This is a genomic window from Psychrobacillus sp. FSL K6-1267, from assembly GCF_038003265.1.
Taxonomy (GTDB): Bacteria; Bacillota; Bacilli; order Bacillales_A; family Planococcaceae; genus Psychrobacillus; species Psychrobacillus faecigallinarum.
Window position 1 is genome coordinate 1154317 of sequence record NZ_JBBOOR010000001.1, and the last position, 24324, is coordinate 1178640.

The 24324-nt window shown below is 35.9% G+C and carries 22 protein-coding genes and 1 other annotated feature; of the genes, 15 read left to right on the plus strand and 7 right to left on the minus strand.

Features of this window, described 5'->3' with window-relative positions:
• The 4 genes from MHB55_RS05635 to MHB55_RS05650 all read left to right on the plus strand — a co-directional run bounded on the left by MHB55_RS05635 (position 1) and on the right by MHB55_RS05650 (position 4456).
• A complete protein-coding gene (locus MHB55_RS05635; RefSeq protein WP_340862799.1) occupies positions 1-1161 on the plus strand; it encodes a DUF418 domain-containing protein in 1161 nt (386 codons plus the stop codon).
• Between the two features lie 79 nt (positions 1162-1240).
• Positions 1241-2137: a fumarylacetoacetate hydrolase family protein gene (locus MHB55_RS05640; RefSeq protein ID WP_340862800.1), complete on the plus strand. Its 897-nt coding sequence runs from the start codon at positions 1241-1243 to the stop codon at positions 2135-2137.
• Between the two features lie 57 nt (positions 2138-2194).
• On the plus strand, positions 2195-2557 hold the full coding sequence (locus MHB55_RS05645) for a DUF1516 family protein (RefSeq protein WP_144537687.1): 363 nt from the start codon (positions 2195-2197) through the stop codon (positions 2555-2557).
• 447 nt (positions 2558-3004) lie between these two features.
• A complete protein-coding gene (locus MHB55_RS05650) occupies positions 3005-4456 on the plus strand; it encodes an alpha-amylase family glycosyl hydrolase (protein ID WP_144537689.1) in 1452 nt (483 codons plus the stop codon).
• Between the two features lie 212 nt (positions 4457-4668).
• On the opposite strand, the gene MHB55_RS05655 is transcribed toward MHB55_RS05650, so the two are convergent.
• The 3 genes from MHB55_RS05655 to MHB55_RS05665 all read right to left on the minus strand — a co-directional run bounded on the left by MHB55_RS05655 (position 4669) and on the right by MHB55_RS05665 (position 6980).
• Complete coding sequence (locus MHB55_RS05655) at positions 4669-5172, minus strand: DUF3231 family protein (protein ID WP_340862801.1); 504 nt, start codon at positions 5170-5172, stop codon at positions 4669-4671.
• 118 nt (positions 5173-5290) lie between these two features.
• Positions 5291-6142, minus strand: a complete 852-nt coding sequence (locus tag MHB55_RS05660; protein WP_144537692.1) for a DegV family protein — start codon at positions 6140-6142, stop codon at positions 5291-5293.
• Between the two features lie 28 nt (positions 6143-6170).
• A complete protein-coding gene (locus MHB55_RS05665) occupies positions 6171-6980 on the minus strand; it encodes a Cof-type HAD-IIB family hydrolase (RefSeq protein WP_144537694.1) in 810 nt (269 codons plus the stop codon).
• 134 nt (positions 6981-7114) lie between these two features.
• Here MHB55_RS05665 and MHB55_RS05670 point away from each other — a divergent pair, with 134 nt between their 5' ends.
• Both MHB55_RS05670 and MHB55_RS05675 read left to right on the plus strand, forming a co-directional pair.
• On the plus strand, positions 7115-7873 hold the full coding sequence (locus tag MHB55_RS05670; RefSeq protein WP_144537695.1) for a prolyl oligopeptidase family serine peptidase: 759 nt from the start codon (positions 7115-7117) through the stop codon (positions 7871-7873).
• A 49-nt stretch (positions 7874-7922) separates the two neighbouring features.
• Positions 7923-8231 carry a metal-sulfur cluster assembly factor gene (locus MHB55_RS05675; protein ID WP_144537696.1) on the plus strand — a complete coding sequence of 103 codons (309 nt, stop codon included), beginning with the start codon at positions 7923-7925 and terminating at the stop codon, positions 8229-8231.
• A 203-nt stretch (positions 8232-8434) separates the two neighbouring features.
• On the opposite strand, the gene MHB55_RS05680 is transcribed toward MHB55_RS05675, so the two are convergent.
• Positions 8435-9127, minus strand: a complete 693-nt coding sequence (locus MHB55_RS05680; protein ID WP_340862802.1) for a Crp/Fnr family transcriptional regulator — start codon at positions 9125-9127, stop codon at positions 8435-8437.
• 142 nt (positions 9128-9269) lie between these two features.
• On the opposite strand from MHB55_RS05680, the gene MHB55_RS05685 reads away from it, so the two are divergent.
• On the plus strand, positions 9270-11396 hold the full coding sequence (locus tag MHB55_RS05685; protein WP_340862803.1) for an ATP-dependent Clp protease ATP-binding subunit: 2127 nt from the start codon (positions 9270-9272) through the stop codon (positions 11394-11396).
• A gap of 54 nt (positions 11397-11450) precedes the next feature.
• Here the strand turns inward: MHB55_RS05685 and MHB55_RS05690 are convergent, their stop codons facing one another.
• Complete coding sequence (locus MHB55_RS05690; protein ID WP_144537701.1) at positions 11451-11639, minus strand: DUF2929 family protein; 189 nt, start codon at positions 11637-11639, stop codon at positions 11451-11453.
• A 166-nt stretch (positions 11640-11805) separates the two neighbouring features.
• Between MHB55_RS05690 and MHB55_RS05695 the strand changes: the two genes are divergently transcribed.
• From MHB55_RS05695 to MHB55_RS05725, 7 genes are all read left to right on the plus strand, one after another.
• The gene (locus MHB55_RS05695; protein ID WP_154311259.1) at positions 11806-12741 is read left to right on the plus strand and encodes a beta-ketoacyl-ACP synthase III; all 936 of its coding nucleotides are present in this window, start codon (positions 11806-11808) and stop codon (positions 12739-12741) included.
• Between the two features lie 26 nt (positions 12742-12767).
• Entirely contained in the window at positions 12768-14006 is a 1239-nt protein-coding gene (fabF, locus tag MHB55_RS05700; RefSeq protein WP_144537704.1) for a beta-ketoacyl-ACP synthase II, read from the plus strand.
• A 608-nt stretch (positions 14007-14614) separates the two neighbouring features.
• Positions 14615-15628 carry an ABC transporter ATP-binding protein gene (locus tag MHB55_RS05705; RefSeq protein WP_340862804.1) on the plus strand — a complete coding sequence of 338 codons (1014 nt, stop codon included), beginning with the start codon at positions 14615-14617 and terminating at the stop codon, positions 15626-15628.
• Positions 15625-16572 (plus strand): ATP-binding cassette domain-containing protein, encoded by a 948-nt coding sequence (locus tag MHB55_RS05710; protein ID WP_144537707.1) that lies wholly within the window; start codon positions 15625-15627, stop codon positions 16570-16572. Before MHB55_RS05705 ends, MHB55_RS05710 begins: the two co-directional genes overlap by 4 nt.
• A gap of 1 nt (position 16573) precedes the next feature.
• On the plus strand, positions 16574-17536 hold the full coding sequence (gene opp4B, locus MHB55_RS05715; RefSeq protein ID WP_144537709.1) for an oligopeptide ABC transporter permease: 963 nt from the start codon (positions 16574-16576) through the stop codon (positions 17534-17536).
• A gap of 30 nt (positions 17537-17566) precedes the next feature.
• Positions 17567-18469, plus strand: coding sequence for an ABC transporter permease (locus tag MHB55_RS05720; RefSeq protein ID WP_144537710.1), 903 nt, complete (start codon positions 17567-17569; stop codon positions 18467-18469).
• A 79-nt stretch (positions 18470-18548) separates the two neighbouring features.
• Positions 18549-20408, plus strand: coding sequence for an oligopeptide ABC transporter substrate-binding protein (locus MHB55_RS05725; RefSeq protein WP_340862805.1), 1860 nt, complete (start codon positions 18549-18551; stop codon positions 20406-20408).
• Between the two features lie 247 nt (positions 20409-20655).
• On the opposite strand, the gene trpS is transcribed toward MHB55_RS05725, so the two are convergent.
• Both trpS and MHB55_RS05735 read right to left on the minus strand, forming a co-directional pair.
• On the minus strand, positions 20656-21642 hold the full coding sequence (gene trpS / locus MHB55_RS05730; RefSeq protein ID WP_144537714.1) for a tryptophan--tRNA ligase: 987 nt from the start codon (positions 21640-21642) through the stop codon (positions 20656-20658).
• A 44-nt stretch (positions 21643-21686) separates the two neighbouring features.
• Positions 21687-21899: a binding site (T-box leader), on the minus strand.
• Between the two features lie 52 nt (positions 21900-21951).
• Entirely contained in the window at positions 21952-22296 is a 345-nt protein-coding gene (locus MHB55_RS05735) for a DUF3899 domain-containing protein (protein WP_144537716.1), read from the minus strand.
• Positions 22297-22529: 233 nt separating this feature from the next.
• Between MHB55_RS05735 and MHB55_RS05740 the strand changes: the two genes are divergently transcribed.
• Positions 22530-24242, plus strand: coding sequence for a peptide ABC transporter substrate-binding protein (locus tag MHB55_RS05740; protein ID WP_151110793.1), 1713 nt, complete (start codon positions 22530-22532; stop codon positions 24240-24242).
• Positions 24243-24324 lie beyond the last annotated feature (82 nt).

Sequence of the window (24324 nt, forward strand, 5' to 3'; positions counted from 1 at the left end):
GTGATTATACCAACGCAAGAGAAAGAAAGAATCATATCCATTGATGTAATGAGAGGATTTGCTTTATTAGGTATTTTTGTCGTCAATATGTTGTTTTTTCATGGTCCTTATATTTATGTGAATCCATATGACTGGTATCAGACCCCAGGCGACCAAGAAAGCTATAAGTGGATTGATATTTTTGTACAGGGCAGTGTTTATCCTTTGTTTTCAATGCTATTTGGATATGGATTAGCGATGCAGTTTATGAAATCGGAGGAAAAGGGAACATCCTTTAACCGACTAGCAGTTAGAAGGCTGTTAATATTGCTAGGAATCGGATGTATTCATGCTTTTCTTATTTGGTCTGGTGATATATTAATAACTTATGCCCTAGCAGGATTGTTGTTAATTGTACTGATGAAATTGAAGCCGATTTGGTTGTTTTTAATCAGCGCATTATTATTTTTAATACCAAATGGCTTGTTGAGTGGGCTTTTATACTTTTTAGTAAAAGCGGCTCCAGAGGAAGCTACTCTTTATACAGGAATTCAAGAAGTAGAGAATTCCATCGTCGCATTTTCCCAAGGCTCTTGGTTTGATGTATCTAGCCAAAGAATTACTGACTGGCTTTATATGCAAGGGTACGGATTAAATATAGTGCTAATTATATGTACAATTCTTCCACTTTTGATGGTGGGAGCGGCTGCAGCAAAGCTGAAGTTAATAGAACGAGCAAGAGAGCTAAAGCTTTTCTGGATTATCACCATATTGATAACAATGGCATCAGGTACAGCTATTAAGTGGCTTCCGTTTAGTAAAGGCGATGACTTGTTTACAATGACAGTACAGGATACGTTTGGCGGACCACTTCAGGCAATTGCATACGGAGGGATTATTGCTTTAATCTGTGCAATACCTATTATTGGGAAAATACTTTCGCCGTTCGGAAAAGCAGGAAGAATGTCGATGACGATTTATCTAATGCAATCTATTATTGCAACGACTATTTTCTATAGCTATGGCTTCGGATTATATGGTCAAGTAGATGTGGCAACAGGTACATGGATGGCAGTAGGTATTTATGTAATTCAAGTTATATTTGCAGAAATTTGGTTCCTTAAATTTAAACAAGGGCCTGTGGAAGCATTGTGGAGAAAACTGACTTATTCAAAAATTTAATTCGAAAAAGATGAAAATAAAGGTTATTTGTAATAGACTATACTAATAGATTCAAATTTCTTTAGAGGAGTGTTTATGGATGAAGCTATTGTCATACCGAGTAAACGATAAAATTTATTTTGGACCAAAAGTGAAAAAGGAAGAGGCAGTATGGGATGTTCTTTCTATTCAAGAAGAACTACAAGTGTTACCGAACTTTCCAGCTACTATTGTCCAAGGTGTCAGTTTCGGGATGGATTTTATTGAACAGATTCGAGTTTTAGTCGAGACAGCTTTAAAAGAAGAGGATCCTAATCGTTTTAAACGCTCATTTACGGAAATTGAATGGTTATCACCTATTCCTCGTACTCCTAAAAATGTGATGGCTATTGGTAAAAACTATGCCGACCATGCAAAGGAAATGGGTGGAGTAGCAGAGGATTTCGTAGTATTCACTAAGGCTCCAACTTCCATTGCTGCTGACGAACAAACATTACCAGTTCATGCGGAGCTAACTTCCTCATTAGATTATGAAGGAGAGCTAGCAATCATTATTGGTAAGGAAGGGAAGAACATTCCTACTAAATTAGCTTACGATTATGTATTTGGATATACTATTGCAAATGATATTACAGCTCGTGACCTACAAAAGAAACATCAGCAATTTTTCCTTGGAAAAAGCTTAGATTGTTCATGTCCAATGGGTCCTTACGTGGTTACAAAGGATGAAATTCCAAATCCACAGGACTTAACAATTGTGACTAAAGTGAATGATGAAATCCGTCAAAACGGCGTAACATCAGACATGATATATTCTGTAGAGAATATTATCTGTGAAATTTCTAAAGTAGTGACACTTGAGCCAGGGGATGTCATTCTAACAGGAACGCCTGCAGGGGTTGGAAAAGGATTTAACCCTCCAAAATTTTTGAAATCTGGCGATATTGTGAAAGTTTCCATTGAAGGAATCGGAACGCTTGTAAACAAATTTGAGTAATGGTAGTTTAGAAGTGGTATATTAGAGATATATTAAAATTAACGTTGAGGTGAAACAATGGATTTCTTAGCAAGCACGCACTTACACATAACAACTTGGGTAGTAGCCCTAATCCTATTTTTGGTTGCTTTAGCAATGGCTAACCCGAAAGTAGTTCACATGATTTTGCGTTTAGACTATTTACTAATCATCATTACCGGAGTTGCTCTATTCATGAAAGGAATGGACTTTGGTGAAGGTATGCTTTATGGCTTGAAGTTTATAGCAGGCCTTCTAGTAATCGGAATGATGGAAATGACATTAGTTAAAAAGACAAAAGGAAAACCTTATACAACCTTCCTTGTGCTAGTGTTTGTATTTTTCCTTATCACGTTATTCCTAGGATTTAAGCTACCAATGGGTATCAATTTCTTAGCGTAACAAACAAAAGGCTCTCATCTTGAGAGCCTTTTTTATTTGTAAAAATTGAGCTTGAAAATTAATAATATAGGTTGTTTTTAAAAAAGTATCTTGTTCTACAGAATATAGTATAGTTGATTTCTGCTTTAGAAGGACGCTTTCTGCGGGGGAGAACGATAAGCCGGTCGAGTGTAATGTCTTATCTTGCTCACTCAACCCACCAAATATTTTATAATGAACCTTCAGAGTTAATACATTGTGCTTAGTGTTAAATTTACAATCACTAAATGGGAGTTCTTTTTAAGACACAGTTTGGACGAATACTTTTATATTTTTTTAGCTATTTCAGTATAAAACATAGCGATTAAAACGTAGCTTTGTTAAAATTAACGGTGATAAGTCTTGTTTTTTTGGGTATAAATAGACAAGATGATTTTATATGTTAACCCGATGTAGAGGAGGATTACCTTGAAACTTAAAAAATGGCTTGTTTCTATATTACTTATTAGTAGTCTATGGATAACGACAGCATATAGCGCTCAAGCGGAAACAGGTTCATCTATACATAATGAAAGTATTTATGACTTATATGTTGACCGATACTTTAACAGTACCGTAGCTAACGACTACAATGTAGATATTAAAGACCACCTTGCTTTTGCGGGGGGAGATTTTATAGGAATAATAGATAAGATGGATCATATAAGAGACATGGGATTTACTATTATCTCGATTGGTCCGGTTTTTTCCACTGAATCCTATGATGGAAAGGCAGTTTTAAATTTTAATGAAGTAGAAAAGCAATTTGGGACTTCTGAAGAGTTTGAAAAGCTTATTAAGACTACGCACGATAAAGAAATGAAATTAATGATTGAATTCCCATTGAATAATTACAGTGCTAACCATGCTTGGGCTTCAGAAGCAGATAAACAAGACTGGATAACTTCGACTGACAATGGAAAACTGACTTTAGACTTGAAAAATGAAGAAGTACAAGCAGCCTTAAAGGAAAGTATTGTTGAGTTTGCTACAAAATATAAATTTGATGGTGTTAAGCTATCAGAACTTGAAGGGGCTCCTACTGATTTTTTAAATGAATTAATAGAAGCATTAAAAGAAGTGCGTGACCCAATGTACATTATTGCATTAGAAGAGAGTGAGGCAGACTTTGATGTCAATTATTCAGAACAGCGAATGATTGATTTTAGGGATGCTTTTAAAAATACAGATTATCCTTCTGAGGTAATTGGCGCTACAGATTTCAATGATTTATTGATGATTGATAGTTTAACGTCTGAAAGATTTACTTATCATAGTGCATTGGAAAACATGTTTCCACCAACTCGTATTCGTACAGCAATTGGGACAATGCTGACTTTACCGGGAGTGCCTTATATGACGTATGGTACAGAGATTGCGATGAATGGACAAATTCCAGAAGAAAGTCATCAAATCATGAACTTTCGAGTAGATGAGGAACTCATTGAATATATTAAAGATATTAACTCTATTCGAGCAAAATCAGATACCATACGCTCAGGAGATACAGAACTATTAAAAAATGAAAACGGTTATGTTGTTTATAAACGTTCTTCAAATGATGAAACCTTTATTATTGTAATCAATAATACAAGCGCCACACAGCGAATTGATCTTTCTAGCGATATTGTTGGAGAAGATAAAGAGCTTAAGGGGCTTTTTGAATCAGATATCGTTAGGCCTTCAGATAATGGATCTTACCGTTTAGTTATTGACCGTGAAATAGTAGAAGTCTTCCAAGTAACAGAACGAAAAGGTCTAAACACAGCCTATATTGTTGCTATGGGAATCTCATACCTATTATTCATTGTTTTCCTAGTAGTAGTTTGGAAAAAAGGAAAACAAAGAAGAAGAGATGACGATCGTAAAAAAGCGAAATGAAAATAATGACTATCTCTTGGCTTATAGCTAAGAGATAGTTTTTTTATTAAGGATTTAATTAATTTGAAGGACTTCGAATTTTTTGTTTCAAGTATGAGCTGAGAATTCGAATAAGAGAATTTGTCATCATCTATAGAACTTATTCCTACAACTCAACATTTGATATTCTGATGAAAAGATTAAAGGGACGTGATAGTCACGTCCCTTTAAAATCATTTAGGCTCTGGATGAAGAGGAGGGAGGATTAACCAGCCCTTTTCCTTGCTCAATCTCAATAATTTAGCACCTAATTGCGCCTTTTTCATATGAAATTGACCATACATCATGCCGATGTCTTCTCTTGTGGAAATACCCATTGCTTTACTGCATGCTACCAAACCAGCAGCGCCATCAATAGCTAAAGCGGCAGCAATTTCAGGATCATTGAATCTAGCACCTGTAGGGATGTCCTCTAAATTTGCTACTGGTCGTTCAGGTGGAGCAGGAGGTAGTCCAATCCCATTTTCTTTCAAAATCTTTTCTAATTGTTTATTTTCTTCTTTCATGTCTTCAACAGAGTCTTCAATGATTTTCTTTAATTCGGTATCTCCAGTGTGGTTATAAAAAGTTTGGTGAGCTGCGATTAAACCTTGGTTTGTTGTTAGATTGGTCCAAATAGCAAACACTTCACCACAATGTAAAGGCTGTTCTTTTTGATTTCCAGATAAAATACCCATTATTTCACTCCATTTCAGCAAATGTCGACATAAGTCCAACTTATTATGTGCTAAGAGGTGTAAAATATCCTTACAAATAAAAAAGACAAATCTATTAATAGAAATGTCTTTTAAACTTTTAAGCTTCTTTATTTAAAAAGAACACAGAGATTGCTCCAGGTCCAGTATGTGCTCCGATAGTTGACCCTATCAGATGAATCTCTACATCTTCTGGTTGAAAGCGTTCTTGTATCATTTGTTTGAGCTCATTAGCTCTTTCTTCTACTTCGGCATGGCTAATGGCAACTACTTGACCTGCAAGATTTCCGCCACGTTCCTCGATTAATTCAATAATACGTTTCATCACTTTTTTTGTACCGCGTATTTTCTCGATTGGTACAAGTTTGCCATCTTCTACATGAAGAATTGGTTTAATATTTAAAAGTCCACCAATAAAAGCACTTGCTTTCGATACTCGACCACCACGTGCCAAATAATCTAAGTCATCTACCGTAAACAAATGCTCCATATTCTTAGCATTTCTTCTAATTTTATCTTCTATAGATGCTAAATCAAGACCTTCTTCTTTTAATTTAACTGCTTCCTTCACAAGAAGACCATATCCAAGTGAAGCACATTTGGAGTCGATTATCGTTAGTTTTAAATCGGGATAGGTTTCTAATAGTTGTTCCTTCATCATGACAGCCGTAGAGTATGTGCCAGATAGTTCAGAAGAGAAAGCTATGTATAGTCCCTCATCGCCTGATTTAGCTAACTCCTCAAAAATTCGAAGGAAGTGCTCTGGAGAAGCCTGAGAGGTTTTAGGCTGTTCACCTCTACGAATAGCCGCATACACCTCTGTAGATTCTATATCATTAATATCTTCATATTCTTTATTACCAACATGAACACGAAGAGGTGCTAGTTCAACTTGGCTTAACTCAAAAAATGACTTAGGCAAATCACAAGCACTGTCAGCAAATAATTTCATTTTAACCCTCCTAAAAATTGTGAATTTGTTAATTCAATTTTAATCTTTCTTTTAAGAACTCTGCAATACCATCTTCATTATTTGTGGAAGTAATTTCATTGGCTATGTTTTGAAGCGGTGAAATCGCATTTCCCATAGCTACTCCAACTCCAGCATATTCAATCATTTCAAGATCGTTGTCTTCATCTCCGAATGCAATAATTCTATCCTTAGGGATATTCAAATATTTAGAAACATGGTCTAAGCCTACAGCTTTATTTAAGCCATGCCTAACAATTTCAATAACATCCCATGGCGCACCCCATCTTCGATGGTCAATAACCTCTGCATGTACATCCCGTAAATGCTTCCTTACCAGGTCTACAGAATTTTCGTCAGCATGTATGAGAAGACTAGTAGGATCAGCTTTAAGAAAGGTACGTAAATCTCCAGTTGTTATTTGTGGATTTCCCAGTGCAAAGGCAGATAACATTTGTTCATCATGATAATGTAAGTATACGTCATCTAGAACTTCAGCGAGCATATTTTTTATAGAATAGCTCTGAACAGCTTCTACAACTTCTTTTACTACGTTTAGGCTTATCGGTTTGTGTATCATATCCCATGAACGATTATTTGGGTGATGAACAAAGGCACCGTTAAAATTAACTATTGGTGTAGTCAAGCCAAGCTCTCTATAGTACATTTCACTAGATCGAAAAGGTCTGCCTGTTGCAATCATAACTTCATGACCTTCACTCTTAGCTTTTAATAATGTAGTTTTAGTGTTTTCCGATATTACTTTTTCGTCTGTTAACAAAGTACCATCTAAATCTAATACAATTAAGTGACGTTCCATGAGAAAATTCCCCCTCTATTCTATATAAAGTTTATCTTGTTCCAAAGACAACGTCAAAATGTAGAATGTTGCGATTTTGTAAAAAAAGATTTGCTTTGTTAAAATAGTAATAATACAAATGAGGGGTGACTTAAATGATTACTAATTTAGAAAATTGGGGAGAAATTCCTGTCTTACATATATTTAATGATAACTTTGATAAAAATGCACCAGTAGTTTTTTTCCTACATGGATTTGAAAGTGGAAAAGAACATAATCTTCATTATGCGTACCAGTTAGTTAGTAAAGGCTGTAGAGTGATTATGCCCGACGCTCATTTACATGGAGATCGCGATATGAAGTTAGACCAAGTAGAAATAAGCCTTAGATTTTGGGAAATAGTTTTAACTTCCATAGAAGAGCTTGGTAAACTAAAGCAGGAACTAAGTACTCGTGGTTATGATAATGGACAAAAAATTGGGGTTGCTGGAACCTCTATGGGGGGCATAACTACTCTTGGGTGTTTAACTGCGTATCCTTGGATAGATACAGCAGCAATTATGATGGGTACTCCAGGATATGTAGAGTTAGCAAAAGCTCAAATTGAATTAATAGAAAAAAGAGGCTTTAAAGTTCCATTGAATGAAGAAGAAAAAAGAAAAATGTTTGAAACGCTGTCTGTATTTGATGCATCTAACCAAATAGAAAAGTTAGCAAACAAGCCGCTATTTTTCTGGCACGGTTCGAAGGACGAAGTAGTACCTTTTGCACCAACCTCGAAATTTGTTGATGATTTGATTGTAAAATACGGTGAGTCTCAGATTGAATTTATGAAGGAAAAAAATTCTGGCCATGCTGTTTCCAGAAAAGGTATGCTACGAGCTACAGAATGGCTAGCAAACTGTTTGGCATAAAAGCTACTTCTTTGTTATGATGAATGAAAGAAGTAAGGAGGTTATCAGTATGGATCAAGATATGAAAGATAGTATGATGTCTGCACTTGAGAATGTTATTGACCCAGAGCTGGGCGTTGATATTGTCAATTTAGGCTTAGTATATGATGTAGATTTAACAGATGAAGGACAGGCTACAGTTACGATGACGCTAACTTCTATTGGTTGCCCAATGGGACCGATGATTGTCGATCAAGTAAAAACTGCGCTTGGAGAATTACCAGAAGTAAAAGAAACCGAGGTTAACATTGTTTGGAATCCGCCATGGTCAAAAGACAATATGTCTCGTTACGCTAAAATTGCATTAGGTATTAGATAAAAAACATTCCGTCCATATGTGGGCGGAATGTTTTTTATTTGCTTGGATATTAAATTTTAGTTGCGGGATTAATACACAAACTGTTATTGAAGCATTAGGTGGCGAATTAGCGGGAGAGGGAGACACATAAAACATCACAAACGGAGCATAGTATCGCTTCCTCCGCGAAAATCATCCACCTAGAGTCAAATCAAAAAATAAAACTAATCTATTCTACAAACACATAGAGGACAGCTCTCGCATTGGTTTTCTCTTTTTAATAATTCTATATCGTGAATGGTAATAACTCCTTTTTGAAAAGAAACAATACCTTCATTCTTCAAATCATTTAGCATACGATTGACTACTTCTCTACTCATAGCACATAGATTAGCTATTTCCTGATTAGTTAGCTGAAAATTTATTTTAATACTATCATCAGGGAGTTTTTCCCCATAAGTATTAGCCAGACGTATTAAAGTTGAAAATAGTGCTCCTTTTTTTCCATGAAGCATTAAATCTCGAAATCTTGTCTGATTTTTTAAGTATACGAGTTGTATATATTTTGTCCATTCTACCATTAGCTCTGTAGAACTCACGAGAAAACTTTCAAATTTATTCTTAGGAAGCATCAATAGCTGAGTGGTCTCTAATGTATGGGCAGAAAAACTATGATGCGCATTATCTGCAAAAACACCAGATTCTCCTATACAGTTGTCTGGACCTACAATTCTCAGAGTCAGTAGTTTGCCGCCTTCTGTATCTTTATTTATAGCAATAGATCCGCTAATCACAAGATAAATCTCTTCTGCTAGCTCACCTTCAACATAAACGGAGCGATCTTTTTCCAATTTTATAATAGAGCCATATTGTTTAAATAATAAGCCTATATTCGGGGATACTAAACTATTATCCACCCCATCACCGCCTTTACTAATACCTTTAAATAATAGCATAATTTCATAAAAATTAAGCTAATTTCTTTACAAAATATGCTAATAAGCTATATAGTTATATTAGTCAATAAAGGTCAAACTTTTGTGAAACGGAGCTGTTAATATGCAAATGAACCAACAAGATCAAAAAAGTCCTTTAGAAACGTACGGTCGTAATTTAGTAAACGCTGTAAAGGACGGAAAGATGGATCCAGTGATCGGTAGAGATCAGGAAATAAGAAATGTAATACGAATTTTATCAAGAAAAACAAAAAATAATCCTGTTCTCATCGGCGAGCCAGGAGTGGGGAAAACAGCTATAGTCGAAGGACTTGCCCAACGTATTGTAAAAAAAGACGTTCCTGAAGGATTAAAGGATAAAGAGATTTTTGAATTGGATATGAGCTCATTAATTGCAGGTGCAAAATATCGTGGTGAATTTGAGGAACGCCTTCAAGCGGTTTTAAAACAGATTAAAGAAAGTGAAGGTAAAATTATTTTATTTATTGATGAAATTCACACTATTGTTGGAGCGGGCAAAACGGATGGAGCAATGGACGCCGGGAATATGCTGAAGCCAATGCTTGCTCGAGGGGAGCTTCATTGTATTGGAGCTACTACTTTAGATGAATATCGTATGTATATTGAAAAAGATCCAGCATTAGAGCGTCGTTTTCAGCAAGTATTGGTGAGAGAACCTTCTGTGGAGGATACTGTTTCCATTCTGCGTGGATTAAAGGAAAGATTTGAATTGCATCATGGTGTTCGCATTCATGACCGGGCAATCGTGGCGGCTTCACAGCTTTCAAACCGCTATATTACAGAACGCTTTCTACCAGACAAAGCGATTGACTTAATAGATGAAGCTTGTGCAATGATTCGAACAGAAATAGATTCTATGCCTCAGGAGCTGGACGAAGTAACGAGAAGAATGATGCAACTCCAAATTGAAGAACAAGCTTTGATGAAGGAAAAGGATGCAGCAAGCAAAAAAAGATTAGAACAACTCCGTAATGAATTAGAAGAGTTAGAGAAATCTTCAGCTGATATGCGTCAAAAATGGGAAACAGAAAAGGAATCAATTCAAGTAGTCCAACAAAAAAGAGAAAAGCTAGACCGTTATCGCCGAGAACTTGAGGAAGCTGAAAATAATTACGACTTAAATAAAGCTGCGGAGCTACGTCATGGAAAAATACCACCTTTAGAAAAAGAGTTGCAAGTTTATGAGGATGAAATAAATAGCGATTATGATTCACGCTTACTACGTGAAGAGGTGACCGCCGATGAAATAGCACATATTATTTCTAGGTGGACCGGGATACCTGTTACTAAGCTTGTAGAAGGAGAAAGAGAAAAACTACTTCGATTAAAAGAGACTTTAGGAGAACGTGTAGTTGGCCAGGAGCAAGCAGTTCAATTAGTGACAGAGGCTGTTTGGCGAGCACGAGCAGGCATAAAAGATCCTAACAAACCTATAGGCTCATTTCTATTTTTAGGACCGACAGGAGTAGGTAAAACAGAGCTAGCTAAATCTTTGGCAGCTAACCTGTTTGACTCTGAAGAGCATTTCATCCGAATAGACATGTCTGAATACATGGAAAAGCATAGCGTTTCCCGATTGGTTGGGGCACCTCCAGGATATATCGGATATGAGGAGGGCGGTCAGCTAACAGAGGCTGTTCGAAGAAACCCATACTCTGTAGTATTATTGGACGAAATCGAGAAGGCTCATCCGGACGTAGCGAATATTTTATTGCAGTTAATGGATGACGGTCGAATTACGGATAGCCAAGGTCGCATTGTCAACTTTACAAACACTGTAGTGATTCTGACATCTAATATAGGCTCGCAATACTTATCTAACACAACTGGAGAAGTGTCTGAAACAGACGAGGAACTTGTCATGTCAGCACTTCGTGCACACTTCAAGCCCGAACTGTTAAATCGGATGGACGATATTATTATGTTCCATTCATTAACGACTCATCATTTTGAAATGATTGCAAAAAAGTATGTAAAACAATTGCAGGATCGTTTATTAGAACAGGAAGTTACTTTGAAAGTCGAGGAAAATGTCTATGCATGGATAGTTGAGGAAGGAACGGATGCAGCTTATGGTGCAAGACCATTAAGAAGATTTATACAACGACATCTTGAAACTGCTGTAGCGAAAATGCTAATTGGAGGAAATGTGGTTCCTGGTAGTAACATTGTGGCAGTAGTGGAAGATGGTCAGCTAGTAGTTAAATAAACAGTCACTATACTATATCCAATAAAAAAACTCCCTATCAAAAGGGAGTTTTTTTTAATGGTGTTCAGCAGCTACAGGCTCGTCCGGAATAACTTTAGTAATTAGGATAATTATGATGGCTGCTGGAATAGTCATATATAAACCATGATAAAAGTTAAAATCAACGCCATTAACAGAGCTTACTACATAATTTAACATGGTAACCAAGATAAATGACCAGATAACTGTCATAATATAATGCATAAAATTTTCACCTCAAAAATGAATTTATCTATAAGTATCATAACACATGGCGGTTCTATACAAAAGAATTATTCTTACAATCGAACAACTATGTTGAAAAATGTTCATATATTCGTTATTATTAATACCAGGTACTAATAATAGATTATAAGAAAAGAGGAATTCCATGAATGCAGGAATTATAGGGTTAGGAACTTATGCACCTGAGAAAGTCTTAACGAATCAAGATCTTGAAAAAAGAATGGATACTTCAGATGAATGGATCAAAACAATGACTGGTATAGAGGAGCGAAGAATAGCTGCTCCAGAAGAAGAAAGTTCACATATGGCTGTAAAGGCTGCTCAAGAAGCAATAGAGGATGCAGGGATTTCTCCAGAACAAATAGGGCTTATTTTGGTAGCGACAGTTACTCCAGATCGTCCTTTTCCTAGTGTAGCTACAATGATTCAGGAGCAATTAGGAGCAACGAATGCTGCTGCAATGGATATATCTGCAGCATGTGCAGGATTTATGTATGGGATAGTTACAGCCAAGCAATTTATAGAGTCCAAAACTTATTCTCATATTTTAGTAGTGGGAGTAGAGAAACTTTCTAAAATTACAAACTGGGAAGACCGCAACACTGCAGTACTTTTTGGAGACGGAGCTGGTGCTGTAGTAATTGGAGAAGTATCTGAAGGCAGAGGTATTTTATCATTTGAGCTTGGAGCGAATGGTAGTGGAGGTAAATATTTATTGCAGGATGGACCTTACATTACAATGAATGGTAGAGAGGTATTTAAATTCGCAGTACGACAAATGGGTGAGTCTGCACTTAATGTTATAGAGAAGGCTGGCCTTCAAAAGGGAGACATAGATTTGTTAATCCCACATCAAGCGAATATTCGTATTATGGAAGCATCGAGAGAAAGACTAGAATTACCAAAAGAGAAAATGGCTAAAACTATTCATAAATATGGTAATACTTCATCGTCCTCTATACCATTGGCTTTAAAAGAAGAAGTAAAAAGTGGAAAAGTAAAAGATGATGATGTTATCGTGATGGTAGGTTTTGGTGGCGGTTTAACTTGGGGAGCAATAGCTCTAAAATGGGGAAAATAAACTAAAATTCGAGGGGACGAAAATATATGAAAAAACGCAGGGTTGTAGTAACAGGACTTGGAGCTGTTACACCGCTAGGTAATGATGTGGAAACTACTTGGGCTGGCATTAAAGCAGGTAAATCAGGGGTTGGAATGCTGACAAGACTTGACGCATCATTGTTTCCAGCAAAGGTTGCTGCAGAAGTAAAAGACTTTGATATAGAAAAGTACATTGAAAAGAAAGATGCACGTAAAATGGATCGCTTTACTCATTACGCTTTAGCTGCTTCGATTATGGCAGTGGAGGATGCGAATTTGACTATTACCGAGGAGCTCGGTCTACGAACAGGAGTATGGATTGGTTCAGGTATCGGTGGAATGGAGACATACGAAAATCAGTTCCGAGTATTTTTAGAAAAAGGAACTAGACGAGTTAGCCCGTTCTTTGTACCAATGATGATTCCAGATATGGCTGCTGGTCAGGTATCTATTCACTTTGGAGCGAAGGCTATTAACTCATGTACAGTAACAGCCTGTGCATCAGGTACTAACTCTATCGGTGATGCTTTTAAAGTAATCGAGCGAGGCGACGCGGATGTCATGATTACTGGGGGAGCAGAGTCCCCTATTACTCATATGTCGGTAGCTGGCTTCTGTTCTAATACTGCACTTTCTTTAAATACAGACCCTCAAACTGCATCTAAACCATTTGATGCTAATAGAGATGGATTTGTCATTGGCGAAGGTGCAGGAATAATAATACTCGAGGAGTATGAACATGCAGTAGCTCGTGGAGCAAAAATATATGCAGAAATTATTGGTTATGGATCTACTGGAGATGCGCATCATATAACTGCTCCAGCCCCAGAAGGAGAAGGAGCAGCTAGAGCAATGAAGCAAGCTTTAGATGACGCGGGAGTTTCTCCTGAACAAATTAATTATATTAATGCACATGGAACAAGCACACCTTACAATGATCAGTTTGAAACAATGGCAGTAAAAACAGTTTTTGGTGAACATGCATATAACTTGGCAATGAGTTCAACAAAGTCCATGACAGGTCACTTGTTAGGAGCTGCAGGAGGAGTAGAAGCTATTTTCAGCGTACTGGCTCTTCACGAAGGCATCTTGCCACCTACAACTAATCTAGAAACACCAGATCCTTTGTGTGATTTGGATTATGTACCAAACGTTGCAAGAAAAGAAGATATTGACTACGCATTGAGCAATTCCTTAGGGTTTGGCGGTCATAATGCTAGTATATTATTTAAAAAAATGAAATAAGTAAAGAAATGCATGTTACCTAATCAAGGGTTTCATAGTATAGATAAAAGGATTGGAAATCAATTGGATTTCCAATCCTTTTATTTTGGTTCGTTTTAATCTCTTGGATGGTCCACGCATTAAACGTATGCCGAAGACAAATTGAAAAAATGTTATCGTAATTCCTACAGTACCTTCCATTAAACAACATTATTCGATTGGATTGGAATTCTTGATAATTCCTGCAGAAATATGTCGAAGACAATTTCCAATTTCTTCAGATGGTTTAATGTCTGAATCCTTGTTTATAAACAAGGATTTTTTTTAGTTTAATGGAATAAATAGTAATAAAATGATAATAATGATTTAAAAATGATATTAATTTAAAAAATAAAAATACATATTTTCCAAAAATTATATATATTAAATCCTTATTACTTCTTAATTTTTAATAAAATCTATTTGTTTTTAATATACTAGATTAAATAATTATATAAAAAATATTATTGCACTCGTAATCATACTGTAATAGACTTTACAAATAAAGAATCGAATAAACAGAAAAGTTCAAAAAGTCAAATAAATGAAATGAGAAATAAAATAGTATTGATTGTGAAAGGAGAATTACTTTGAACAATTCAAAACAGCTATTAACCATTAACGATTTACATACAGGATTTAGAATCAAAGATACATATTATGATGCCGTTGATGGAGTTTCAATTTCTTTAAAGAAAAATGAAATCCTTGCGATAGTGGGGGAATCAGGTTGTGGTAAATCTACTTTAGCTACATCCATTGTTGGGCTACATGATCACAACAAAACTAGAGTAGAAGGAGAAATTATATATAACGGTGTCAACTTAGCCAAACTGAATGATGAAAAGTTTAATGCTGTACGAGGGGAAGAAATAGGGATGATCTTTCAAGATCCTTTATCAGCACTCAATCCTTTAATGAGGGTTGGCGAACAAATTGAAGAGAGTCTAGTCTACCACACGAAGCTAAGTAAAGCGCAAAGAAGTGCAAGAGTAATAGAATTACTAAATCAGGTGGGAATAACTAATCCTCAAAGAACAGTAAAACAATTTCCACACCAGCTTTCTGGAGGGATGAGACAAAGGGTAATTATAGCAATAGCAATTGCATGTAAACCTAAGGTAATCATAGCCGATGAGCCAACAACCGCTTTAGATGTAACAATTCAAGCGCAAATTCTCGATTTACTTATGGATCTTCAAAGGGAGACAGGGGCAGGAATAATTCTTATTACTCATGACTTAGGAGTTGTTGCAGAAGTTGCTGATAGAGTGGCCGTTATGTATGCGGGGCAAATAATCGAGGAAGCACCAGTAACGGAACTATTTTCAAATCCCTTACATCCTTATACTCGTTCATTATTTAATTCAATTCCACAAATAAATAGTGAGACTGAAAAACTGGAAGTGATTAAAGGCATGGTACCTACTCTCATGAACCTTCCTAGAGAAGGATGTAGATTTTCAGGACGCATACCTTGGATCTCAGAAAATGCTCATGAAAAGCAACCAGCCCTTCATGAGGTTTCCCCAGGACACTTGGTAAGATGTACTTGTTGGCAACACTTCCATTTTGAAGGTGAAGAGGGAGGCTATGCTCAATGAGCTTTATGCAAATTAATGACCTTCATGTACATTATCCAATACGAGGAGGATTTTTCAACACAATTATAGATCGAGTACATGCTGTCGATGGGATAAATATGGAGATTGAAAAAGGAAAAACATATGGCCTTGTAGGAGAATCAGGGTGTGGAAAATCCACTACTGGTAAGTCGATAATAGGTCTTGAGAAAATAACTTCAGGAAGTATTATTTATGAGGGAAAAGATGTAACAAATAAACAACGAAATAAATCTTCTTCTTACAACCGTGATATTCAAATGATATTTCAAGATGTTCACTCTAGTTTGAATCCTCGAAAAAGAGTAAGGGATATTATTGCGGAACCAATTCGTAATTTCTTAAATCTAACTCCAGAAGAAGAGAATAGAAGGATCAATGAATTGCTGGCAATTGTAGGAATGAGTGAAGATGCAAAGCTTAAATATCCTCATGAATTCTCAGGAGGACAAAAGCAAAGAATAGGGATTGCTCGAGCAATCGCATGTGATCCAAAGCTAATTATTTGTGATGAGCCTGTTTCAGCTCTTGACCTATCCGTGCAGGCCCAAGTCTTAAATTTTTTAAAGGAAATTCAGCAAGAATATGGCTTAAGTTACCTTTTTATATCGCATGACCTTGGGGTTGTTAAACATATGTGTGACCATATTTCCATCATGTATAAAGGAAGATTTGTTGAATCAGGTACACGAAATGATATTTATACTAATCCACAGCATATATATACTAAACGCTTGTTGTCATCAATTCCTGATATCAATCCTATAGGAAGAGAAGATCGAAAAGTGCAAAGGATGCAGGTGGAATCTGATTATATGACCAATCATAAAATCTATTATGACGAAACTGGAAAAGTGTTTGATTTGATGAAGCTGTCTGATTCCCATTATGTAGCAATGAATGCTAATACGAAGGGAGGCAGTTAATATGTGGAAAACGATTGTTCGCCGAGTATTGATAATGATTCCACAACTAATTGCTTTAAGTTTATTGATTTTCATTATGGCGAAATTTATGCCAGGGGATCCTTTCACTGGAATGATTAGTCCTGAAACTGACCCTAACAGATTAGACGAGTTGAGAGAACTAGCAGGTTTAAATGACCCCTGGTATGAGCAATATGCCCGATGGATGGTTAATGCAGTCCAAGGAGATTTTGGCAAAAGTTATACTTACAAGGTTCAAGTTTCAGCTCTAATAGGTGAGAGAGCAATGAATACCTTTTGGTTATCTTTATTGAGCGTAGTGCTACTTTACCTTTTGGCAATACCGCTAGGAGTTTTAGCAGGACGTTTTCAAGACACTTTCTTAGATAAAACGATTGTCTTATATAGTTTTATTACTTATGCAATTCCTACATTTGTATTGTCTCTATTATTTTTGTTCTTTTTTGGTTATAAATTACATTGGTTTCCAACAATAGGAAGCGTGGATATTAAATATGATGCTGGAACATTTGGGTATCTATGGAGCAAAATCTATCATATGATGCTCCCTGCTCTCACTTATGCCATATTGGCAACTACTACTGTTATTCAGTTTTTACGTTCGGAAATTATTGATTCTAAATCGATGGATTATGTTAGAACCGCAAGAAGTAAAGGAATACCAATAAGAAAAGTGTACTCTAGGCATATTTTTAGAAACTCTTTATTACCAATTGCTGCATTTTTAGGATTCACGATTACGGGACTACTAGGAGGCTCTATCTTTATAGAGACTATTTTTGGATATCCAGGAATGGGACAGTTGTTTATTTCATCTATACTATCTCGTGATTATAGTGTAATTACTGCACTTGTTATGTTATATGGCTTCTTAACATTATTAGGTAGTCTACTGTCCGATATTATCATGAGTATTGTTGACCCAAGAATTAGGATAGAGTAGGAGATTACATGTTAAGGAGAGGTGAATAATATGGGAAAACAATTGAACGTAAAAAAAGAGGCTACCTTGAATGCTCCACCTACCGGATTTCAAGTTATATTGAGGGAATTTAAAAAAGATAAACTTGCAATGTTTTCTCTTATATCATTAGTCATCATTATAGTTGGTGTATTCATATGGGCATATACGATTGATAAGGAAGCTATTATGAGAGTAAGTTTAAGAGATAAATATGCACCACCAGGTGATAAGTTCTTTTTAGGGGCAGATCAAGGTGGGAAAGATATTTTGGGACAACTGATCATAGGAGCAAAAAACTCCATAGGAATTGCAATAGCTATTACATTGATAACGGGATTTGTTGGGATAGTAGTCGGCTTGGTTTGTGGATACTTTGGAGGATGGATAGATAATATCTTTATGAGAATTATAGATTTCTTTATCACTATCCCTTCTTTAATGTTAATAATTGTGTTTGTAACAATTGTACCAAAATATACAATGACAACGTTTGTAATAATAATGAGTATTTTCATGTGGACCTCTACAGCAAGACTCGTGAGGAGCAAGGCACTAACAGAAAGTCGAAGGGATTATGTAAATGCTTCGAAGACAATGGGTACGCCCGGAATTATCATAATATTCAAAGAAATTATGCCTAATATCAGTTCTATATTAATAGTTGAGTTAACTCTTAACTTTGCAGGTAACGTAGGAATCGAGACTGGGCTGAGTTATCTTGGGTTTGGTTTACCGCCAGCAACTCCTAGTTTGGGTACACTGGTTGCTTACGCAAATAACCCACTCGTTTTACAGGAGAAATGGTGGGTATGGCTTCCAGCATCACTTTTCATCTTATTAATGATGTTAGGAATAAACTACGTTGGGCAAGCATTACGGCGTTCGGCAGATGCAAGACAACGTCTTGGATAACACCATCAGATAACTAATAATTGGTATTAGACGTAACATGTTTAATATAGAAAAAAGAGACTAAAAAGGAGGAATATGAATGACTAAGAAGCTTTGGACATTATTAGTAGTATTGATAGCTTTTATGTTGGTCCTTGGAGCGTGTAATAATAAGGAAGAAACAACTCCAGCTCCAGCTGAAACTTCCGATTCTGGGAAAAAAGATGATGGAGAGAAGGAAGAGAAAGAGGAAGCGGAGAAAGAGACTGCAACTGAAGAAAATGATTCTCCATTCCCAATCTCTATGGAAACAGAAGGAAACGCAATTTCTGGAGGTACCTTAAAAGTTGCGTTAGTTAAGGATAGCCCATTCCAAGGGGTATTCGCTTATTCGCTTTATGAAGATGCCTATGATGCAGAAATTTTACAATATGCATCTAATTCTATCTTTGAAATAGATGGAGACTTCTTGATTAGTGATAAAGGAATTGCAAGCCTAGAAGTAGATCAAGAAAACAAAAAAGCAACTATTAAAATCCGTGAGGGGATAAAATGGTCTGACGGAGAACCTCTTAAAGTGGAAGATTTAATTCAACCATATTTAATTATTGGTCATCCAGATTATACTGGTGTACGTTATGATGCAGATTTTCAAAATATAGTTGGCGCAATTGAGTATCATGATGGTAAAGCAGATACTATTTCCGGGTTAAAGAAAATTGATGAAACAACTTTAGAAATTTCACTAATTCAAGTCTCACCGGCAATATTTAGTGGAGGAGATGGACTGTGGACTTATGCAGAGCCAAGCCATATTGTTAAAGATTTACCAGTGGCTACTCTAATTGAATCTGATCCAGTTCGAAAAAATCCAGTCACACTTGGTGCGTTCGTGATAGAAAAAATTGTCCCTGGTGAATCAGTACAATTAGTAGCAAATGAAAATCACTGGAGAGGTAAACCAAAATTAGATGGCGTATTAGTAAAAGTAGTACCACCAACTTCTATTTCAGTTGCTATGCAATCTGGAGAGTATGATATCGCTTCAAATTTCAGTGCAGCAAAAATTGAAGAAATTAAAAACTTTGATAATCTTGAAATTTTAGGACGACAAGAATTGTATTACCAATACCTAGCGTTTAAAGTAGGTAAATGGGATTCTACAAAAGGGGAAGTAGTAACAGACATCGAAAACGCTAAAATGGGAGATCAAAAATTACGTCAAGCAATGGGATATGCTTTAGATGTAGAACAAGTTGCTGAAGTATATTATAATAACCTCCGTGAACGTGCGAACTCTATGTTACCACCAGTATTTAAATCATTCTATGATAAATCTTTACAAGGTTACACTTATGATCCAGATAAAGCGAATGCATTATTAGATGAAGCTGGTTATAAAGATGTTAATAATGATGGTCTTCGCGAAGATCCAGAAGGTAAACCATTTGAAATTAAGTATGCTACAGCTGCTGGTGATGATATAGCGGAAGATATCACTCAATTCTTCTTGCAAAATTGGAAAGATGTTGGCTTAAATGTTAAGTTAACTACTGGACGCACAATTGAATTTAATGCATTCTATGACATGGTAGAAGCAGATGATCCTGAAATTGACATGTATACGGCAGCATTTGGAACAGGATCTGACCCATCACCATCGGGCTTATATTCAAAGAAAGCAAAGTTTAACTATAGTCGTTACACATCTGACTTCTTAGAGGATACATTAGCTAACATAAACTCACCAAAAGCTTTTGACTCAGCATATCGCGCTGAGCAATTTAGAGCATTCCAAGAGCATATGGAAGAAATGGCAGTTGTAATTCCACTAACTTACAGATTTGAGATCATTCCAGTTAACAAAAGACTTAAAAACTATAATATTGATTACTCAGAAGGCACTTACTTACATGAACTTGAGCTAACTGCTGAAGAGCCAATTAAATCTGCTAAATAATATTGATAAAAAAACCGCTCCTAGACGAAAGTTTAGGAGCGGTTTTTCATATGTTTTAAGAAGGATGTGATACTAATGAGACTACTAATATTCTTAATAAGCTATGGAATAGCAATTATCAGCTGCTCCCACCTAGTGTTATATTTAAACTTTCTATCTTTAGGCTATTCTTGGAGTTCTGTTTTACTATATATGCTTAACTCTAAGGACTTTATAATCTTTTGTATATCAATATTGGGATTAACGATTAGCGTCTTCTACCGAGACCCATTGCGGCTTCCATCTTAGCAAGTGTATCATTTGCCAATTGGTTAGCCTTTTCTGCTCCGCGATCTAGAATGGAATCTAATTCTGATGAATTTAGTAATTCCTCATATCTTTGTTGAATAGGAGCAAAATGATTAATAATTGCTTCAGCAACAGATGCTTTAAAATCTCCGTAGCCTTTTCCTTCGTAGTTTGCAACGAGCGTAGGAATCGGTGTACCTGTTAAAGCTGATTCTATTGTTAATAAATTTGAAACTCCTGGTTTGTTTTCAGGGTCAAAGGCTACGATACCTTCTGAATCGGTGACAGAGCTTTTAATTTTCTTTTCTATTTGCTTTGGTGTATCTAAAATACGAATGGTTGCTTTTTGGTTGGGATCCGACTTGCTCATTTTCTTCATTGGATCTTGAAGTGATTTAATACGAGCGCCGTATTTAGGTAGCTGAATTTCGGGTATAGTTAAAACATTCCCATATCTTTTATTAAATCGTTCAGCCAAATCCCGAGTTAGTTCAATATGCTGCTTCTGGTCATCCCCAACAGGCACAATATTTGTTTGGTAAAGAAGAATGTCAGCCGCCATTAGCGGTGGGTAAGTTAATAGCCCAGCAGTAACTCCGTCTTTGCCATCCGATTTATCTTTAAATTGAGTCATTCTTTCTAATTCCCCAATATGAGAAATACATTGCATCATCCATCCTGCTTTTGCGTGAGCGGGAACTTCTGATTGTACAAACAGAATAGATTTTTCTGGATCAATTCCTACAGCTAGATATAAGGCTGCTAGGGAACGAATATGTTTTTGTAGCTCCTGTGGATCCTGTGCAACTGTAATCGCATGCTGGTCCACGATACAAAAAATACATTCATTCTCATTTTGTAAATCTATAAACTGTCTAAATGCACCAATATAATTCCCTAATGTAATTGTACCAGTTGGTTGTACGCCTGAAAAAAGTGTTTTCATTCAATTTTCCTCCTTAGAATATAAAAAAACATCATGCATCCCTAAAAAGGGACGAATGATGTAATATCCGTGGTACCACCCAGCTTGCTATAAAAATAGCCACTCTTCTTCATAACGTGAAGGAAACGGTATAAGCTACTTAAGATTCACTCATACTGCTCAGAAGCCCATTCCATTTAAGGTATGATCTGCTCACAGCACCCGCAGACTCTCTAAACATACGATATAAATGTACTTTTCTTCCTCAAAGCTCTTTTATATAGTTTTGATTATTATATATAGAAGAAACTCAAAAATCAAGGGATAAAATTATCCATAATAGAAAAATAATGCAATACAAGTACAAGCTAAAATAGATAACCCTAACGCGAGAATTGGCTTAGGGGAGAAGGAGAAAACTTCGGAAGGAAGTCGCATATTTTCTATTTCATCTCTTAAGTGCTTTCGCGTAAAAAATTTTCTGGAGCTAGATACATATAAATCAAAAAATCCGCCTGAAACAACATATGTTACTAATCCTAAAAATGTTATACCTCCTCCTATATAGAAGGAAATATTAGCGTATGTTTCCAAATCGATATGTTTATATATTAAAAGTATTAGCAAAAAGATTATAATCTGTGCACTTAAAAAATATATTATCTTCTTTTTCATATTTCACCTCTATCAAAAATATTATAGAAGATTTGTTTAAAATAATCAAAACTAATAAAAAACAAAGAAAATAATTAACAAAATAGTTACTAAATTTTCACAATCGTTAGGACAATGTAATGATTTTGTTACAAGACTGTAAAAATATTTATAAAAAGCTATGTACAACTCTCTTATAAAATGTATAATAATAAATGTAATGAATTTTTCTGAATATTAGGGAGGTTATTTTTTTGAAGAATAGCAAATTAGTATGGCTATTAAGCCTACTGTTAGTTGTAGGGCTATTCCTAGCTGCATGTGGCGGCGAAAAGGAAGCAGAACCAGCTGACAAACCAGACTCAACAGACACACCAGAAACAGAAGCTCCAGAAGAAGCAAAAATTGATGAAGAGCAAGTACTAAACTTAATCGCGGGTGCTGAAATTCCAACTCTTGACTCTGCTTTAGTAACTGACTCAGTAGGTTTCGATCTACTAGGCAACATAAATGAAGGTCTTTATCGTTTGAACCAAGAAAACGTAGCTATACCTGCTATTGCTGAAGGTGAGCCAACTATTTCTGAAGATGGATTAGTTTATACGTTCAAATTACGTGATGCTAATTGGTCTGATGGTTCTCCAGTAACTGCAAATGACTTTGAATTTGCTTGGAAACGCGCTATGAACCCAGATACTGCATCTGAATACGGTCCATACATGATGGAAGGCGTTATCAAAAATGCAACTCAAATTGTTGCAGGTGAAGTTGAGTATACTGAATTAGGTGTTAAAGCTCTTGATGAGAAAACATTAGAAGTTACTCTTGAAAAACCAGTTCCTTACTTCTTGTCATTAATGTCATTTGGAACATTCTTACCACAAAAAGAAGAATTCGTTACAACTCAAGGTGCAAATTACTCTAAAAACTCTGAAGCACTTTTATACAACGGTCCATTCGCATTACAAGATTGGGATGGAACAGGGTTAAACTGGAAACTAGTTAAAAATGAACAATATTGGGATAAAGACACTGTTAAACTTACTGAAATTAACTACGATGTAGTAAAAGAGACAGCTACTGCTGTTAACCTTTACAGTAATGGTGAAAAAGACCGTGCTGGTCTATCTGGTGAATACGCAATGCAATATGCTAATGATCCAGAACTAGTAACTGAAATGGATGCATCTGTATTCTACTTCAAGTACAATCAACAACGTAATGGAGAGCCAACTCCACTTGCTAATGTAAATATTCGTGAAGCAGTTTCAAAAGCAATCAATAAGCAAGATTTAGTTGATGTAGTTTTAGCTAATGGTTCTGTTCCAGCTCACTACTTAGTACCAAAAGGATTTACTTTTGATGCTGATGCTAATGACTTCCGCGATGTAAATGGAGATATGTCTGTTTTTAACGTAGAAGAAGCGAAAGCAGCTTGGGATAAAGGATTAAAAGAATTAGGCGTTACTGAGCTTACTCTAGAAATTCTTGGTGGAGACACTGATATTTCTAAAAAAATGGATGAGTATTTCAAAAACCAATTAGAAACAAACCTACCAGGTTTAACTGTTACTCTTAAAGAAGTACCATTTGCTGTGCGCTTAGATCTTGACACAAATCAAGACTATGACATTCAAGTTGCAGGTTGGGGACCAGATTACCAAGATCCTTACACTTTCATGAATTTATGGTTAACTGACGGTGGTAACAACCAAATGTCTTATTCAAACCCTAAATATGATGAGCTAGTAAATTCTGCTAACACTGAATTAGCACTAGACGCAGAAGCTCGTTGGCAAGCACTTGCTGATGCTGAAAAACTTCTAATTGATGAAGATTTCGGTATTGGACCGATTTACCAACGTGGTACTATGCAACTTCTAAAACCATATGTTAAAGGTGTTGTATCTCACCAAATTGGTGGAGACTATAGCTACAAATGGGCATATATCGAAGGTAAGAACTAATTAGTATAAAGCTGTAAAAATCTCATAAAATGAGAGTATATGTATTCCTTTAGGAACATATACTCTCTTTTTAAATGAGTCG

Excerpts from the sequence above, each read along its gene's own strand:
- MHB55_RS05675 (WP_144537696.1), top strand. The coding sequence starts at position 7,923 with ATGGATCAAGATATGAAAGATAGTATGATGTCTGCACTTGAGAATGTT.
- MHB55_RS05655 (WP_340862801.1), bottom strand. The coding sequence starts at position 5,172 with ATGGGTATTTTATCTGGAAATCAAAAAGAACAGCCTTTACATTGTGGT.
- MHB55_RS05690 (WP_144537701.1), bottom strand. The coding sequence starts at position 11,639 with ATGCATTATATTATGACAGTTATCTGGTCATTTATCTTGGTTACCATG.
- MHB55_RS05735 (WP_144537716.1), bottom strand. The coding sequence starts at position 22,296 with ATGAAAAAGAAGATAATATATTTTTTAAGTGCACAGATTATAATCTTT.
- MHB55_RS05640 (WP_340862800.1), top strand. The coding sequence starts at position 1,241 with ATGAAGCTATTGTCATACCGAGTAAACGATAAAATTTATTTTGGACCA.
- MHB55_RS05685 (WP_340862803.1), top strand. The coding sequence starts at position 9,270 with ATGCAAATGAACCAACAAGATCAAAAAAGTCCTTTAGAAACGTACGGT.
- MHB55_RS05695 (WP_154311259.1), top strand. The coding sequence starts at position 11,806 with ATGAATGCAGGAATTATAGGGTTAGGAACTTATGCACCTGAGAAAGTC.
- fabF (WP_144537704.1), top strand. The coding sequence starts at position 12,768 with ATGAAAAAACGCAGGGTTGTAGTAACAGGACTTGGAGCTGTTACACCG.
- MHB55_RS05725 (WP_340862805.1), top strand. The coding sequence starts at position 18,549 with ATGACTAAGAAGCTTTGGACATTATTAGTAGTATTGATAGCTTTTATG.
- trpS (WP_144537714.1), bottom strand. The coding sequence starts at position 21,642 with ATGAAAACACTTTTTTCAGGCGTACAACCAACTGGTACAATTACATTA.
- MHB55_RS05660 (WP_144537692.1), bottom strand. The coding sequence starts at position 6,142 with ATGAAATTATTTGCTGACAGTGCTTGTGATTTGCCTAAGTCATTTTTT.
- MHB55_RS05710 (WP_144537707.1), top strand. The coding sequence starts at position 15,625 with ATGAGCTTTATGCAAATTAATGACCTTCATGTACATTATCCAATACGA.
- opp4B (WP_144537709.1), top strand. The coding sequence starts at position 16,574 with ATGTGGAAAACGATTGTTCGCCGAGTATTGATAATGATTCCACAACTA.
- MHB55_RS05720 (WP_144537710.1), top strand. The coding sequence starts at position 17,567 with ATGGGAAAACAATTGAACGTAAAAAAAGAGGCTACCTTGAATGCTCCA.
- MHB55_RS05645 (WP_144537687.1), top strand. The coding sequence starts at position 2,195 with ATGGATTTCTTAGCAAGCACGCACTTACACATAACAACTTGGGTAGTA.
- MHB55_RS05670 (WP_144537695.1), top strand. The coding sequence starts at position 7,115 with ATGATTACTAATTTAGAAAATTGGGGAGAAATTCCTGTCTTACATATA.
- MHB55_RS05665 (WP_144537694.1), bottom strand. The coding sequence starts at position 6,980 with ATGGAACGTCACTTAATTGTATTAGATTTAGATGGTACTTTGTTAACA.